Source organism: Wolbachia endosymbiont (group A) of Brachyopa scutellaris, assembly GCF_964026995.1.
GTDB classification, from domain to species: domain Bacteria; phylum Pseudomonadota; class Alphaproteobacteria; order Rickettsiales; family Anaplasmataceae; genus Wolbachia; species Wolbachia pipientis.
The window spans coordinates 1,331,543-1,345,894 of record NZ_OZ034720.1 but is presented as its reverse complement, the minus strand read 5'-3'; the positions used below and the strand labels follow the sequence as shown (position 1 = coordinate 1,345,894).

Annotated in this window: 18 protein-coding genes and 2 pseudogenes; 12 read left to right on the top strand and 8 right to left on the bottom strand. The window is 34.8% G+C overall.

The window, feature by feature from the left end:
- Positions 1-99: 99 nt before the first annotated feature.
- A complete protein-coding gene (locus tag AAGD93_RS06950) occupies positions 100-492 on the top strand; it encodes a TraR/DksA family transcriptional regulator (protein WP_064124828.1) in 393 nt (130 codons plus the stop codon).
- Between the two features lie 296 nt (positions 493-788).
- A pseudogene (locus AAGD93_RS06945) lies at positions 789-1,051 on the top strand (IS4 family transposase); the annotation flags it as partial.
- A 108-nt stretch (positions 1,052-1,159) separates the two neighbouring features.
- Here AAGD93_RS06945 and AAGD93_RS06940 read toward each other — a convergent pair.
- Together AAGD93_RS06940 and AAGD93_RS06935 are read right to left on the bottom strand one after the other, a co-directional pair.
- Positions 1,160-1,804 (bottom strand): transposase, encoded by a 645-nt coding sequence (locus AAGD93_RS06940; protein WP_341819055.1) that lies wholly within the window; start codon positions 1,802-1,804, stop codon positions 1,160-1,162.
- A gap of 16 nt (positions 1,805-1,820) precedes the next feature.
- Positions 1,821-1,988 carry a hypothetical protein gene (locus AAGD93_RS06935; protein WP_156518135.1) on the bottom strand — a complete coding sequence of 56 codons (168 nt, stop codon included), beginning with the start codon at positions 1,986-1,988 and terminating at the stop codon, positions 1,821-1,823.
- A 181-nt stretch (positions 1,989-2,169) separates the two neighbouring features.
- Between AAGD93_RS06935 and AAGD93_RS06930 the strand changes: the two are divergent.
- Positions 2,170-3,058, top strand: a pseudogene (locus AAGD93_RS06930) (transposase); the annotation flags it as partial.
- 9 nt (positions 3,059-3,067) lie between these two features.
- On the opposite strand, the gene AAGD93_RS06925 reads toward AAGD93_RS06930, so the two are convergent.
- On the bottom strand, positions 3,068-3,277 hold the full coding sequence (locus tag AAGD93_RS06925) for a hypothetical protein (RefSeq protein ID WP_015589377.1): 210 nt from the start codon (positions 3,275-3,277) through the stop codon (positions 3,068-3,070).
- Positions 3,278-3,408: 131 nt separating this feature from the next.
- On the opposite strand from AAGD93_RS06925, the gene der reads away from it, so the two are divergent.
- Entirely contained in the window at positions 3,409-4,734 is a 1,326-nt protein-coding gene (gene der / locus AAGD93_RS06920; protein WP_010963041.1) for a ribosome biogenesis GTPase Der, read from the top strand.
- Between the two features lie 10 nt (positions 4,735-4,744).
- On the opposite strand, the gene AAGD93_RS06915 is transcribed toward der, so the two are convergent.
- A complete protein-coding gene (locus AAGD93_RS06915) occupies positions 4,745-4,867 on the bottom strand; it encodes a hypothetical protein (protein ID WP_255511218.1) in 123 nt (40 codons plus the stop codon).
- On the opposite strand from AAGD93_RS06915, the gene AAGD93_RS06910 reads away from it, so the two are divergent.
- The 5 genes from AAGD93_RS06910 to AAGD93_RS06890 all read left to right on the top strand — a co-directional run bounded on the left by AAGD93_RS06910 (position 4,809) and on the right by AAGD93_RS06890 (position 7,933).
- Entirely contained in the window at positions 4,809-5,252 is a 444-nt protein-coding gene (locus AAGD93_RS06910) for a disulfide bond formation protein B (protein WP_320157061.1), read from the top strand. The genes AAGD93_RS06915 and AAGD93_RS06910 overlap by 59 nt on opposite strands.
- On the top strand, positions 5,227-5,769 hold the full coding sequence (locus tag AAGD93_RS06905; RefSeq protein ID WP_341819407.1) for a demethoxyubiquinone hydroxylase family protein: 543 nt from the start codon (positions 5,227-5,229) through the stop codon (positions 5,767-5,769). Before AAGD93_RS06910 ends, AAGD93_RS06905 begins: the two co-directional genes overlap by 26 nt.
- 381 nt (positions 5,770-6,150) lie before the next feature.
- Entirely contained in the window at positions 6,151-6,291 is a 141-nt protein-coding gene (locus AAGD93_RS06900; RefSeq protein WP_186802321.1) for a hypothetical protein, read from the top strand.
- A 58-nt stretch (positions 6,292-6,349) separates the two neighbouring features.
- Positions 6,350-7,330 carry a phospho-N-acetylmuramoyl-pentapeptide-transferase gene (mraY, locus tag AAGD93_RS06895; RefSeq protein ID WP_065094848.1) on the top strand — a complete coding sequence of 327 codons (981 nt, stop codon included), beginning with the start codon at positions 6,350-6,352 and terminating at the stop codon, positions 7,328-7,330.
- 6 nt (positions 7,331-7,336) lie between these two features.
- Positions 7,337-7,933 carry a ribonuclease HII gene (locus AAGD93_RS06890; protein ID WP_341819406.1) on the top strand — a complete coding sequence of 199 codons (597 nt, stop codon included), beginning with the start codon at positions 7,337-7,339 and terminating at the stop codon, positions 7,931-7,933.
- Between the two features lie 14 nt (positions 7,934-7,947).
- On the opposite strand, the gene virB9 is transcribed toward AAGD93_RS06890, so the two are convergent.
- The 3 genes from virB9 to AAGD93_RS06875 all read right to left on the bottom strand — a co-directional run bounded on the left by virB9 (position 7,948) and on the right by AAGD93_RS06875 (position 9,691).
- The gene (virB9, locus tag AAGD93_RS06885) at positions 7,948-8,733 is read right to left on the bottom strand and encodes a P-type conjugative transfer protein VirB9 (protein ID WP_341819405.1); all 786 of its coding nucleotides are present in this window, start codon (positions 8,731-8,733) and stop codon (positions 7,948-7,950) included.
- A 185-nt stretch (positions 8,734-8,918) separates the two neighbouring features.
- Entirely contained in the window at positions 8,919-9,374 is a 456-nt protein-coding gene (mlaD, locus tag AAGD93_RS06880; RefSeq protein ID WP_007548591.1) for an outer membrane lipid asymmetry maintenance protein MlaD, read from the bottom strand.
- A gap of 2 nt (positions 9,375-9,376) precedes the next feature.
- Positions 9,377-9,691, bottom strand: coding sequence for an NADH-ubiquinone oxidoreductase subunit NDUFA12 family protein (locus AAGD93_RS06875; protein ID WP_007548590.1), 315 nt, complete (start codon positions 9,689-9,691; stop codon positions 9,377-9,379).
- A 64-nt stretch (positions 9,692-9,755) separates the two neighbouring features.
- On the opposite strand from AAGD93_RS06875, the gene AAGD93_RS06870 reads away from it, so the two are divergent.
- The 3 genes from AAGD93_RS06870 to purF are packed head-to-tail and all read left to right on the top strand — an operon-like array spanning position 9,756 to position 13,790.
- Positions 9,756-11,222, top strand: coding sequence for a proton-conducting transporter membrane subunit (locus tag AAGD93_RS06870; RefSeq protein WP_341819404.1), 1,467 nt, complete (start codon positions 9,756-9,758; stop codon positions 11,220-11,222).
- 53 nt (positions 11,223-11,275) lie between these two features.
- Positions 11,276-12,379, top strand: coding sequence for a rod shape-determining protein RodA (gene rodA / locus AAGD93_RS06865; protein WP_341819403.1), 1,104 nt, complete (start codon positions 11,276-11,278; stop codon positions 12,377-12,379).
- Positions 12,380-12,404: 25 nt separating this feature from the next.
- On the top strand, positions 12,405-13,790 hold the full coding sequence (gene purF / locus AAGD93_RS06860; RefSeq protein WP_341819402.1) for an amidophosphoribosyltransferase: 1,386 nt from the start codon (positions 12,405-12,407) through the stop codon (positions 13,788-13,790).
- 19 nt (positions 13,791-13,809) lie between these two features.
- On the opposite strand, the gene AAGD93_RS06855 is transcribed toward purF, so the two are convergent.
- Complete coding sequence (locus AAGD93_RS06855; RefSeq protein WP_264339539.1) at positions 13,810-14,319, bottom strand: DNA-3-methyladenine glycosylase; 510 nt, start codon at positions 14,317-14,319, stop codon at positions 13,810-13,812.
- Positions 14,320-14,352 lie beyond the last annotated feature (33 nt).

Genomic DNA, 14,352 nt, shown 5'->3' with positions numbered 1-14,352 from the left:
TTTTAAATGTTTATTATAAATTATAGTGTTTACTTTGAGGTAGTATAATTTTTTGTTCATAAATTATATAGGTTTTATTATTTTTTTGATAATGCAATTATGGAAAAGTTACCAAAAATAAAGTCACCAGAAGATTACACTCCTTCAGAAGATGAAGAATATATGAGCGTAAAACAACTGGAATACTTCAGCTTAAAGTTACAGTCAATACTCGCTGAGCTGGAGAAACAAGAACTAGAAGAGAATAGTATTGATACATACTATTCTGATGGAGATAGTGGAAACGAGGAATTAATCAAGCGTCGAAAAGATAGAAAAGAAAAAATTAAGGAGGCGTTAGAAAAAATAAAATTAGGCACTTATGGTTACTGCGATGGAACAGGAGAAGAAATAGGAGTCGAAAGACTTAAAGCTAATCCGCTTGCTATATATTGTATTGAAGAGCAAGAGAGAGTAGAAAAAGAAAAGAACGTGTACAACATTAACGATTAATTTACACATAAGTGGTGAGCCCATTGGACTTCAAGAGGAGCAAGAGGCGCTGAAGTATGTTATGCTATAAAGAAAGTGGAAAATTGGACATTCTCAACTTGACTCCTGCAGATTAAAAATTAAGTTGTATCCGTTCAGGCAATGGCGTCAACTTAAGGAAAAATATCAGCGATAGTGTATAAAATTTCTCTCTAAATTTTTTATCATTAAATTATCCAAAGAGTGCAAGGGACAGCACTTTTGTTTCTATTTTATTGCAACAAAAAAGTTTAAAATGTGTCTTTTTTAGGTGAAACATGCAAAAAGGAAAAAACCTTATTCTACAAATTAAAAATGCAATATACTCGAAAACTTTTCAGAAAATCCATTGTGTTGAGTTTTACACGAACAAGAAAACTTCCTTTTTCGACAGTATTTTCTATGATTTTAAAGTTAGTTAAAAAAAGTTTGGGAATAGAATATGAACTTATGGAGCCATTGACATGTACCCTCAAAGCAAGCTTTTTCTAAAGCAAGGTATAAGATTTGCCATACAGGCTTTCAAGAATTTAAGCATCTACCGTCTTAAACATCAAGATAAAAATTATTGTTTTTTATCATAGCATTTAAACAAATGATGATTTTTCTCATTACAGCAACTAAAGCGACTTTAGCGGCTTTGCCAGAGTCAACTAAACGCTGCTTTCATTTTTTTATTATGACGCATTGCAACCACAGCAGACATGTATAATGCTTTTCGAGCATAAAATCTGCCACCTATGATCTGGGCTTTGCTCACTTTCCTTCCGCTTTCACTAGTTTTTGGTGCAACTCCAACTAGACAAGCTATTTCCTTATTATCTAACCTGCCAAGTTCAGGTACCTCTATGAGTAGGATACTTGCGGTTTTCCGTCCAACACCTTTATAGCTAGTTAGCAGTTTGCTTTTTTCCTTCAAATCAGGATCAGAGTTTATTATATCTTCTATGTCTTGCCTAATTTGCTCTAATTGTTTTTTTGCAAATTCTATCTGTTTTTCTATATATTCCCTGGCTTTTCCTGTAACCTTATGCAAACGACACTTATTTGCGTGAACTTCATCGTTTAGATTGCGCTCAACTGCTCTTAGCTCTCTTAGCTCTTTTAGTTCTTCTTGCTTTTGTGAAACTATGTATTCTACTACCTCGTCATTTTTTGTGATAAATTCAGCATATTTTTCTAGTAATTTTGCATCTAATTTATCTGTTTTTGCAAAGTGGTTGCAGGCTTTTGCAAATGCATATACCCGATTTGGGTGAGCTCTGTGAACAGCTATGTTATGTTCCCGTAACAACTTTATGACAAGTTTTTCATAACCACCTGTTTACACATAACTTAACAAATACGTTAGCCATTTTTGACTTTATAAACTCAGATATAGCTGTCTCTACATTTTCTATACGCTGATGTTTATTGTTGATTGAGATATCAAGTGTTTCTTTTGAAACATCAATACCAATGAAAACTGTTCTAGCCATTTTTGTACCTATAAATATAATCAAATAATAATGTAACAGGATTGTGATTCGATCTTTTAGATCCCCCTACCGTTCGTACTCCATTTTTTAAAGCTAGGAGTGTACTGAGATGCCTACGATTTCTATCAATCAATCCAATTGACAGCTAGCTCATTATAGTCTTGCGACTTTGACTTAATATACAATCCAAACAGCCTATCAGGATGAACCTGAGTTGGAGAGGCTATAGACTTATTGCAGCAGATGGTTCTGGTATGAGATTACCCAGCTCTGGGGAAATTGTATCCGAGTTTGAACCAAATGGAACAACAGGCACCATTGGCAATTTGTTTGTTGATTTGTGTACTTCATTGATTTGCAGTGCTCGTCTTGCAGCTTGGAATATAGGTGAACAAACGTTGGCGGCAGAGCAATTACCCGAAGTTATCACTCAAATGCGTTTATTAAATCAAGAGAAATTATTATTTATCTATGATCGTCTTCAGTAAAATTCATTCAGCAGCATTATGATTTGGAAGTAGATTTTATTTTTCGCTTGCAAAAAAGAAATTATAGTAAGCTATGGGAACGCTGGCGAATTAGATTTTGATTTTATATTAGAAAATGAAAAGCTAAAAAATAAAATGAAAGGACAGAAAGTAAGAGTTATAGTGCTGACATTAGCCAACTGAGAAACAGAGTTTTTGACCGAGACTTTGGAGCAAAGCTTATGTGTTAAGGTGGCACATAGAGGAGTGCTATAAACGACTCAAAGTAGGAGCAGAGTTAGAGAATTTTTCTGGAGAGGCTGTATTACAAGAATTTTGGGCAAACTTGGTCATGTGCAATATATTATCGCTTCATATGTGTGATGCACAAGGGCCTTGGAACCCAGATCAAATTACTGAGTATCGTTTAAATTTTTCAGTTTTATTTAGTGTAATGAGACAGAAACTCTATCAGGTACTTATTGCACCAAAAAACTTTCAAGCCCTTTTTAAGTATACGCGCTAAAGTTAAAATCCGACCGGGACAGCCGCAATAAAGTAGATAAGCCTAAACGCCATCATGTCTTTAGGAGAGTTTGCTAATGAAAGTTCTTAAGTTGACGTCATTGACTGTTCCGATTCGTTATATGACATAAGAGCATCATATATTTCATGCAATGTATTTGAGATGTTTTTTTCCATATGTTGATTAATATGCCCATATATTGTCGTCTCTTCCGAACACTCTGTATCTTTATGTATATGATTTTGTTGCTTTAATTCTTCTCTATCTACACTCTCTATTTGCTCTGACACTAGCATAACTACCCCATATTTTACATAACGAAATAAAAAAATTCTAACTGTAGTATGCTTATATAATCTACGAAGTCAATAGTTAAATTGAAAAGTTTCGGTTATAATTTACTTCATATAGAACATGCCCTTGAATTATGCTAAAAATCGCCATAGTAGGCCTACCAAATGCTGGAAAATCGACCCTATTCAACAGATTAGTAGGAAGAAAAGCAGCAGTAGTGAGTAACATTCCAGGAGTGACAAGGGATAGGCGAGAGGGAATGGGGAGAATTAGCGATTTGGAGTTTAAAGTTATAGATACAGGAGGATGGAACGACCAAACTAATTTTTCACTACAAGTTATTGAACAAATCGAATTTTCTTTATCCAATTCAAACATAATTTTCTTTCTTGTTGATGCAAAAGTGCAAAATGAGCGAAATGAAGAGTTTGCAAAGTGGCTGAAGAGAAAAATAAATAAACCTGTAATACTAGTAGCAAATAAATGCGAGAGTCATAAATCCGAAAATGTTGATTATTTGCAGTTTTTTGATTTTCTTGGCCCGGTGTATATCTCTGCCGAGCATAATCTTGGCATGGTTGATCTTTATGATGCATTAGCTGGTGTTATTGAAAATTTTAACGAGAACACTGAGTTACCTAACAATGAACTGAGTAGGCTGAGGATCGCGATCATCGGCCGTCCGAATGTTGGAAAATCAACTTTTTTAAATGGTTTACTTGCAGAAAACAGACTAATAACAAGTTCAGAGCCAGGTACCACACGTGATTCTGTGGATATTACATATGATCATGATGGAGAGTTAATTACTCTAATTGACACTGCCGGAATCCGCAGAAAGGCGAATGTTGTAGATGGCTTAGAATCAAGATTTGTTGAGAAAAGCATGGAATCAATCAAGCGCTCTCATGTGGTAGTTTTAATGCTAGACTCCCTAGTTGGTATTGAGCAGCAGGATTTATCAATTGGTGAAGCTGCAATTAAGGGAGGGAAAGGGATTATTGTTGTTTTAAATAAGTGGGATTTAATAGGTAAGGATGACAGAAGCAGGTTAATAAAATTTGTCAAACAACAGGAAGTAACCAGGTTATTCTTGGAAGTGCCAACTATAACAATTTCTGCGTTAAAAGGCATGCGCTGCGGTGATGTGATAGATAAGTGTCTTGAAGTGAGTGAATCCTTGAACAAGAAGATCAGCACTGCAAAACTGAATAAGTGGCTCATAGATGCTGTAGGAAAACATTCTCACCCTCTTGTAAAAGGCAAAGCAGTTAAAATGAAGTATATCGCTCAAATTGGTACTAAACCTCCAGCTTTTTCTTTGATATGTAACATACCTGAAAGTGTTGATGAAAGTTACAAACGCTATTTAATTAACGATCTCAGAAAAAATTTCTTTGCAGACGGTGTGCCAGTTAGATTGCTTTTGAAAAAAAATAAAAATCCCTATGTAAAATGAATACTCTGCTTTATACTTTCAGGGATAATTTACTTAAAGTTATGTGTAATAATTCCAGAATTCCTGCAATCTTTCTGCTGTCGAGTGCCGCTGCTCTAATTTTTGCATATGTGCTAGAATATTTTTTCAACATGCTGCCATGCAAGTTATGTACATACGAGCGAATAGTTTACTATATCGCCGGATTACTTGCAGTAGCGTGCATGCTTAAAGACAACAAAATTCTAATCTATGCAATGTTTTGCAGCTACCTCATAGGTGCAGTAATATCTTTTTATCATGTAGGTCTTGAACTCCACTTATTTCATGATGTTTTAGGTTGTACAGAGCAAGCAAGTGGTAACGTTAGTATAGAAGAGCTCAGAAATAATCTACTAAATCCTAATTACTCTCCATCTTGTGACAGACCTCATTACGTTCTAGGTGTTTCCTTAGCAACATGGAATCTAATTTATCTCATAGTAGCTCTGTTCGTATCAGGTAAGGTGTATTGTGGAGAAAGAAAGAAATCTAAATAATTTAAGGTACAGCAACAATCAGTTCTTGCAACAGGCAATTAGAGTAGATCACGCTGGAGAATATGGAGCTATTTGCATTTATTCTGGTCAAAAATTTATTCTTAAGAAATCTTCTATAATCAATGAAATAATTGAAATGGAAGAGCAGGAAAAAAAGCATTTTCACTATTTTAATGAGAAAATCAAAGAGCAAAAAGTTCGTCCTACTGTTTTGTTGCCTGTTTGGAGTGTTTTGGGAGTGTCGCTTGGCGTTGCAACTGCCATTATGGGCAAAAAAGCTGCTATGGCTTGCACTGCTGCAGTTGAAGAAGTTATCGGGGAGCACTACAAAGAGCAAGTTTCACATTTAGAAGATGGGGAATTAAGAGAAACTATAAGTAAATTTCGCGACGAGGAGTTAGAGCACAAAGATATTGCAATTCAGCACAATGCTGAAAGCGCATTTGGCTACAACATTTTATCATCATTCATAAAAACAGGCTGCAAAACTGCTATTTACTTGTCTAAGTTAATTTAACTAAGCAGCTTTCTTAAAGTGTTTTAAATGTTCTGATAACAACAGAAACCAGGAAGGAATTCAAGTGTAACAATTATTTTATAACTATATTTACATATCACCATTATTAATAAATAATTAGTATTTGTAAATTAAATACATCTAAAGTATAGACTGCAAAGGAGGCAAAAGTGCGTTTTAATTTAGAAGAGGGAAATGCTCTTATGTAATACCTGCCACAGGTTCACAACTGTACGAACATTCATTTTTGAAGGTAAATTGCACAGCAAATGGTGTCATTCCAGTCTGGAATCCAGAAATTTTGCTTATAACTGAGCTGATAAGCTAAAGGTAATTGTCTTACACTAAAACAAACGTTTTTAATTAAGTTGCATAGAACCAGTGTCTGGGCACTGGGATGACACCCCACTGGTGGTCCAAACTACAACGTTCGTACAGTTGTGGATTCCAGACTGGGATGACACCCTACTGATGGGCCCAAATCACAATGTTCGTACAGTTGTGGGTCAGGCTATAGGATGACAGAAGTTGACTTTATTAGCTATAGGTGGTATGACACTTAGTCAATTTAAGTAAGCAGATGATCTTGGCTACAAAAGTATTTTTTACCTCATTTGTTTTTGGGTTTATTCTTTTTCCCTATTTTATAAAGCTTCTAAAAAAAATAAGCAAAGATGGGCAACCAATTAGATCATGTGGACCAGAAAGTCATTTAATAACAAAAAAGAATGTACCACCTATGGGCGGAATAATAATACTGATTTCTTCTTTATTACCAATTTTACTCTGGGCTCAGTTAACACCAGAAATTTTGCTGCTGATATTGATAACTCTATTTTTTGCTCTACTTGGATTTATTGATGATTATTTAAAATTGAAGACAAATCACTATCGAGGTTTAAGTGCAAAAACCAAAATACTTATTCAGTTTATTGTTGCTCTGGTTGGTGTGTTTATACTTAAGCTATACTCTGCTGAAGGTTTTACAAAAACGTCCCTATTTAAAGGAGTAATAATAGATTTTGGCTATCTATATGTTCCGTTTGCTGCGTTTGTAATTGTCGGCTCTTCTAATGCTGTGAATCTCACAGATGGTTTGGATGGCCTTGCTGCAACTCAAGTTATCACTTCCTTTGCTTTTTTGGGGCTAATTGCATATATAACTCAGGCAGATATGAATATTACTTTATTCTGCATTGCATTTATAGGAGCTATTCTAAGTTTCTTGTGGTTTAACACACATCCAGCAAAAATATTTATGGGTGATGTTGGTAGCTTGTCGGTAGGTGCGGCTTTAGGGTTAACTAGTGTCCTAATTAAAAGAGAAATGCTTTTTGCTATTATTGGAATAATCTTTGTAATAGAGACTCTATCTGTTATTATTCAGATATCATATTTTAAATATACAAAGTTTAAATATGGAGAAGGAAAAAGAGTTTTTCTTATGGCACCAATACATCATCACTTTGAGAAGAAGGGATGGTCAGAAAATGCAATCGTTATGAAATTTTGGATAATTTCTATTATCTGTTCAGTTTTTACTATAACTTTCTTATTATAAAAACCTATGAAATACCCAGACTTTACATTAGAAAATAAATTATCAGGAGTGATAGCAGGAGTGGATGAAGTTGGAAGAGGTCCGCTAGCTGGTCCAGTAATATCCGCAGCCGTAGTGTTTATTGATAGAAATACAATTATTGATGGAATCAACGACTCGAAAAAGTTGACTTCTCAATGTAGGCAAGTCCTATATGAAAAAATAATATCCGTTGCAAAATTTGGTATAGGAATGGCAAGCGTAGAAGAAATAAATTCATACAATATCTTGCAAGCAACAAAACTTTCAATGAAACGTGCGTTGATAGACTTGGACCTAGAGTTAGATTATGTGCTAGTTGATGGTAATCAACCACCTGAAGTGAAATGGCAAGTGAAATCCATAGTAAATGGTGATAATTTGAGTACATCAATTGCAGCAGCTTCAATCGTTGCAAAAGTTACGAGAGATCGGCTTATGCAAGAATTGCACAATAAGCATCCTGAATATAATTGGTATAAAAATAAAGGATATGGGACAAAAGAGCACCTTAACGCTATTGGCCTTTATGGAATTACAGAACATCATAGAAAAAACTTTGCACCCATATCTCGGGCATTATAGCCTTTAGATAGTAATCACTTACCTTTTTTGAAAGGCATGTTTTCATTAAATAGGCAAACTGTACTCGATCCATTCCTTAAGGTAAACACTGAACTTACCCTTTCGATTATCAGATAGTTGTCAACTGTACGGAAATTTACTAAAGAGTCATATCCTGCAGAATCAACCATAAAAACTGCCGGGAAATCAGAGTTTATTTTATTGAATTGTAGATATGTAAATTTTCCATCATCAAAAACCTTGATTGGTATTATTGACTGACTGCCTTTAACGTGCGAGATGGAATAATTAAAATTTAAACCCTTCTTTACAACTTCAATATCGTTTATATCAGGAATAATGGTATGACTAGCTTGTTCGAGGATATCACCGTTATTTGTTGTGTAAATCTCATCACTGCTAAATAGTGGATAAAGAAACCTTACTTCATATGCTAATCTTGGATCATCTAGTCCAGTTGCTTCTTCAGCATGAAGTTCAAAGTAATAAACTCTTTTATTGGTAATTATAGTTGCGTTGGTATCGGCAATATCATCTATAGGCTTAATAAACAATCTGTTACCTTGAGGAAGGAGTTGCCAACCAGTTGAATCACCCATTGAAAGGTTTTGTATTACCTCCCCTGGTTCAAACAATATACTAGACTGATAACCATAAAAACCCTTATACTTATGTATAGCCTGTGGGTTATAATTTATTACCTTTATGTGATTATCTCCAGCTATTGAACGTGGCTCCTGTTTTGCAAGTGCATCACTACCACAGAGGAACAATAGTACGGCAAACAGTAAACCAATCATAATATCAAAATGAATTAATCTTCATTTTATCATTAATAGACATGCACTGCAACTGTTAAGGCACTTTCTATACTATAAACCCCAAAGCAAGCGGTAGAAAAGGCAAGAAATAAGGCAAACTCCTTAAATACTTTAGAACTACAGGAGGCTTTACCTGAACGGATATACTTGGAATCCTGCCATTTTCACTTTGTAAACATACCAAGAATTCTGTCCATTATTCCACCCATATTTGCTTCAGCTTGAGTATACTCTATTTTACCACCATGCAAGATTAGTTTAATATCTGATCCAGGTGATATATTAACAAATTTACTGCCAACAACTCCACTGCTAGTGATCAGAGCTGAACTATCAATTGGCAATTTTATGTCTTTGCTTATACACATATCGATTCGTGCTACGTAGGTAGCTTTGTCAAGTGATACACCAGTTATGCTTCCAACATCTACACCAGAGATCTTGACACTATCACCAACTCCTATACCGTTAGCGTTAGCAAAAAGACCATATATTTTATAGCAATCCTTATAGTTTTTCTTTATGTAAGATAGCTTATCAATAGCAAAGAAAATCAGAAAAATAGTAAAAATTAATACAAATAATCCAGCGGTTATTTCAAGTATATTTGACCTTCGCATCTTTAGTTATCAGGACTCCAGCTTTTATAGTAATTTTTCACTTTTTGGTTTGGATAGTATGCATCTTTTGTACCCGTTAAATTAGGAGTATGTTTTACTTTTCTTTTTTTATTATTAACTGGTACTACATTATCAGTATAGTGAAGCCATATATGCCATTCCGGAGGCACTGTTGTAGGCTCAGAAACACTGCTATACATAACCCACCTTTTTCCTTTACTTGATTCATAGTAAGAATTTCCATTTTCATCTCTTCCTACAAATTTATCTTCTCTTCGTAATAGGCGTTTTATTGCATTACAAATTTTAGATAACATAAGGGTATTAAAACAAAAAGTATTATATATACTAATACTTTAACGATATATTAACAACAATTTAATGCAATTACCAATCTTACAAGTTATTATCCCAATAATTGCATCAATGTTTTGCTTTCTTGCCAAGAAACACAAGGTATCTTGGTTTATTTCTTTTATTGCAACAACAATCACTCTTATCATTTCATCAATACTACTCATTAAAACATATAAAGGTGAAATTATAACTTATCACCTTGGAAATTGGGCTCCTCCGTATGGAATAGAGTTAAGAATCGACGTGTTAAATTCCTTAATTCTAACCCTAGTGAATTTTATAGCGCTGATTAGTGTGCTTTATAGCTTTTATGTTAACGAAAAAGAGATTAGCAAAAACAAAATCACTGGTTTTTACTCTCTATTTCTACTGTGCTTAAGCGGACTGCTCGGGATTCTAGTAACAAACGACATATTTAACCTTTACGTTTTCTTGGAAATTTCATCTCTTTCTTCTTATGTATTAGTTTCAATGGGAAGGGATAAAAAAGCCTTGGTTGCAGCATTTGAATATCTAATTAGTGGAACAATAGGTGCAACATTTTATTTATTTGGCATCGGGCTCTTGTATTCAATGACTGGAACGCTCAATATGTCTGACATGGCTGAAAGAATAGTTCCATTATACGATAACAACATCATAAAACTTGGCACGTTGTTCATTTTTGTTGGTCTCTCAATCAAAATGGCACTGTTTCCATTAAGCAGGTGGCTGGTTAATGCATATAGTGAGGCGCCAAGTTTCATTAGCATATTCTTTTCAGGCACAGTGACAAAAGTGATGATATATGTTTTCATCAGAATCTTTTATACTGTTTTTCATCAAAATTTTTTCTTGTTTAAGCCGCTACTGGACAATGTGATAATTATCCTCGCACTTTGCGCTATTGTATTTGGGTCGATATTTGCAATAACCGCAAAAGACATAAAAAGACTGCTTGCTCACTCTAGTATTAGCCAAATTGGTTATATAATTTTAGCACTGAGTTTTAACTCAAAAACAGGTGTATTTGCAGCAATTCTTCACATAGTAAACCACAGCATAATAAAAACATCTTTATTTATGGCTGCAGGATGTATTTCTTACAAATTTGATACAACAAAAATAGAGAATTTATCGGGACTCAAGAAATCAATGCCTTATACAGCACTTGCGTTCACTCTACTCAGTTTAGCATTAATCGGTGTGCCTTTAACAAATGGCTTTGTAAGCAAGTGGTATATAATGAAAGCAATTATCGAATCTCGCGCGTGGATTTCCCTGATAGCTTTTGCTGCCGGTTCTTTTCTTGCACTAATATACATGTGGAAGATGGTAGAGAAAATGTATTTTGAAAATGATGCAACGTCACGCACTGGAATGACACTAGGCAAAATTAATGATGTGCCATTTCCTATGCTTTTCTGTCTATTGTTTATGGCAGCTTTAACAGTAGTAACTGGAATATATAGCACTCCAATTCGGTTAGTAGTTGAGAAGTTGGTTTTTTGATTTTTATCTTTGTTTCATATTTTACTATACTTTAAGGTTATAAGGTCTTTATTGTGGATAGGCTGAAGAAGATGCATTGGTTATTAGTTATTAACGTAATAGCTCTGTTTTTTGTTGGTATAGCTGTTCAATATTCTTCTGCTGGAGGAAAGTGGGTGCCATTTGCGATTCACCAACTGATCATATTCTCCTTCTTTTTCCTACTCGCTATAGCTATGTCATTCATAGAGCTAGATTTTTATTTGAAGTACGCCTACTTTTTTTATATAGCAGCAGCGATTTCACTATTAGCAGTAAATTTTTTTGGCTCACACATAATGGGTGCAACAAGGTGGATAAGAATTGGATCAATTAGTTTGCAACCATCAGAATTTGCAAAAGTAGGCTTAATACTTGCGCTTGCTCGCTATTTTGATAAGCAGAGTGTGTATAAAATGATGGAATTTAAAAGATTGCTTAAGGCACTTATAATTATTTTCTTACCCGTGTTCTTGGTGTTAAAGCAACCTAATTTAGGCACAGCTATGATAATGTTATTTATAGGGATATCAATTATATTCACAACAATAATAAAAAGATCTCATTCAGTAATATGTGGAACTCTTGGCATTTTTGCAGTACCGGCTATTTGGCCTTTTTTACGTCCTTATCACAAGCAAAGGATATTGTCATTTTTGGATTCATCAGTGGATCCACTTGGAATAGGTTATAATGCGCAGCAATCTCAAATAGCTATTGGTTCAGGAGGTTTGCTTGGTAAGGGCTTTGTTAACGGAAGTCAAACTCAACTTGGATTTTTGCCGGAGAAACGTACAGATTTTGCTTTTGCAGTGCTGAGTGAGGAATGGGGATTTTTAGGTAGCATGGCTTTAATTTTACTCTATACTACATTGCTTGCTATAATGCTCTCTATTGCTTATAGGTCAAAAAATTATTTTTCTAAGTCGGTATCTATCGGCATTTTTGCCTTTTTTAGTGCTCATTTCTTTATAAACATCGGAATGACAATGGGCCTCTTACCTGTAATAGGCGACCCATTGCCATTTCTGTCCTATGGAGGAAGTACAACTGCTGCAAGCTTAATATGTATAGGGCTATTGCTAGCAATAAAAGCAGATGAACAACAAAATACTTGTATTTTACCTATGCTAAAGTAAAATTTAACTTTACTTAATAGTTTTTATGCTAGATGAAATGCGTGAGGAGTGTGGAGTATTTGGTATAAGTTGCAACCAAAGTGCTGCTTTTAACTCTATACTTGCTCTCCACGCTTTGCAGCATAGAGGTCAAGAGTCTTTTGGCGTAGTAACCAGTAACAACGATAAGCTGCACTCTTATCACTTTCAAGGTCAAGTGAGCAGCGTATTTGATGATATAGATGAAATAAAGAAATCCTTACCTGGAGATTGTGCAATAGGTCACGTTCGATACTCAACAAGTGGTAATAAGTTTGGAGTGCAGCCCATGCTTGGCAAAAGTGGCAAATTTGGGGATTTTGCCATAGCACATAATGGTAATTTAATTAATATTTCTCCAATACGCGAACAATTAATTAAACAAGAGTGCGTTTTTCAGTCAGATATTGATACAGAAGTAGTAGTGCATCTGACAGCAAGCGGTGAAAAAGATAGCTTCTTAGAGAGTTTTATATATGCATTAAAGCAAATACAAGGTGCTTATTCTTTTGTGGCAATCAATCAAGAAGTAGTTATTGGAGTACGTGATCCGTCTGGAATCAGGCCTCTTGTTTTAGGGAAGTTAAACGGTTCTTATGTTCTTGCATCTGAAACTTGTGCTCTTGATATAGTAAATGCAGAGTTTGTTAGAGAAATAGAACCAGGTGAGTTAGTCACCATTGATCGAAATGGTAATCTAGCTTCAGCATTTCCTTTCCCACAGCAAAAATCAAGTTTTTGTATTTTTGAATACGTTTATTTTTCAAGACCAGACAGCATAATGGAGAATAGGTCCATATATGATATAAGAAAAGAAATAGGAAGAATACTTGCAGAAGAGAGCCAACCAAAAAACAATATGGATATGGTTGTACCAATACCTGATTCTGGAATACCTGCAGCTATTGGATATGCAAAGCATTCAGGGTTACCTATGGAACTGGGAATAATTCGTAATCATTACATAGGAAGAACTTTTATACAACCAACCGCTGAAGTACGTAAAGTTAGAATAAAATTAAAATTCAATGCTAATAAGCACATTTTGAAAGGTAAAAACATAATTTTAATAGATGATAGTATAGTGCGTGGTAGTACGTTAACAAATATAATAGTTATGTTAAAGGATGCAGGAGTAAAAGAGATTCACCTCAAAATTTCAAGCCCACCAATTAAGCATTCTTGTTTTTATGGAATAGATACGCCAGAGTGCAAAGATTTAATTGCTGCAAATAAATCTGTAGAGGAAATTAAGGAAGTTATAGGAGTAGATAGCCTAGCCTTCTTGAGTATTGATGGACTATATCAGGCTGTTAAAGCAGAAAAGCGTAACAATGCTACACCACAATATTGTGATGCTTGTTTCACTGGTGATTATCCGATTGGCAAATAGTCTACGCAAGGTCTTAAGTTTAGAAAATCTTAAACCGCCAAAATTTCTCTTGGCCTTTACTAATTCCGATTCTCGGGGTGCAAATATAATCTGGTTTGAGGTAAGATTCATAAACACAAAATTCGTGGCTTATAGTAAGGTCCTGTTTGTTATGTTCTTTTGTAATATTTAATCTTTTACACAATATTCCTGGCCCACCTAAATTTGCTTCAAGCGGTTCAATGAGCTTTAATCCCCGTATTAACACTGCTGCTGGGAACCCTTCTGCTTCTGTTACAATATTTAAACAGTAATACATCCCATATATAAAGTACACATATGAAAACCCCGGCATACCAAACATTACTGAGGTTCGGTTAGTATAACCCTTAGCTGCATGACAAGCTGGGTCACTCATTCCTATATAGGCTTCAACTTCGGTTATTATTCCACTAAAGTTAGAAAATTTCAGCATCTTTCCTAGTAACTCCCCGGCTACAACCAAAGTTGGCCGCTCGTAGAAATTTCTTGGTAGTATTGTGTTGCTCATCATAAAAGTATAAGTTACTTGCAGATGCAAGCA

What these genes read in the sequence shown, in the direction of transcription:
- AAGD93_RS06890 (WP_341819406.1), top strand. Translation starts at nt 7,337, where the DNA reads ATGAAATACCCAGACTTTACATTAGAAAATAAATTATCAGGAGTGATA.
- der (WP_010963041.1), top strand. Translation starts at nt 3,409, where the DNA reads ATGCTAAAAATCGCCATAGTAGGCCTACCAAATGCTGGAAAATCGACC.
- AAGD93_RS06915 (WP_255511218.1), bottom strand. Translation starts at nt 4,867, where the DNA reads ATGTTGAAAAAATATTCTAGCACATATGCAAAAATTAGAGCAGCGGCA.
- AAGD93_RS06875 (WP_007548590.1), bottom strand. Translation starts at nt 9,691, where the DNA reads ATGTTATCTAAAATTTGTAATGCAATAAAACGCCTATTACGAAGAGAA.
- purF (WP_341819402.1), top strand. Translation starts at nt 12,405, where the DNA reads ATGCTAGATGAAATGCGTGAGGAGTGTGGAGTATTTGGTATAAGTTGC.
- AAGD93_RS06935 (WP_156518135.1), bottom strand. Translation starts at nt 1,988, where the DNA reads ATGGCTAGAACAGTTTTCATTGGTATTGATGTTTCAAAAGAAACACTT.
- AAGD93_RS06870 (WP_341819404.1), top strand. Translation starts at nt 9,756, where the DNA reads ATGCAATTACCAATCTTACAAGTTATTATCCCAATAATTGCATCAATG.
- mraY (WP_065094848.1), top strand. Translation starts at nt 6,350, where the DNA reads ATGATCTTGGCTACAAAAGTATTTTTTACCTCATTTGTTTTTGGGTTT.
- virB9 (WP_341819405.1), bottom strand. Translation starts at nt 8,733, where the DNA reads ATGATTGGTTTACTGTTTGCCGTACTATTGTTCCTCTGTGGTAGTGAT.
- AAGD93_RS06950 (WP_064124828.1), top strand. Translation starts at nt 100, where the DNA reads ATGGAAAAGTTACCAAAAATAAAGTCACCAGAAGATTACACTCCTTCA.
- AAGD93_RS06855 (WP_264339539.1), bottom strand. Translation starts at nt 14,319, where the DNA reads ATGAGCAACACAATACTACCAAGAAATTTCTACGAGCGGCCAACTTTG.
- AAGD93_RS06925 (WP_015589377.1), bottom strand. Translation starts at nt 3,277, where the DNA reads ATGCTAGTGTCAGAGCAAATAGAGAGTGTAGATAGAGAAGAATTAAAG.
- mlaD (WP_007548591.1), bottom strand. Translation starts at nt 9,374, where the DNA reads ATGCGAAGGTCAAATATACTTGAAATAACCGCTGGATTATTTGTATTA.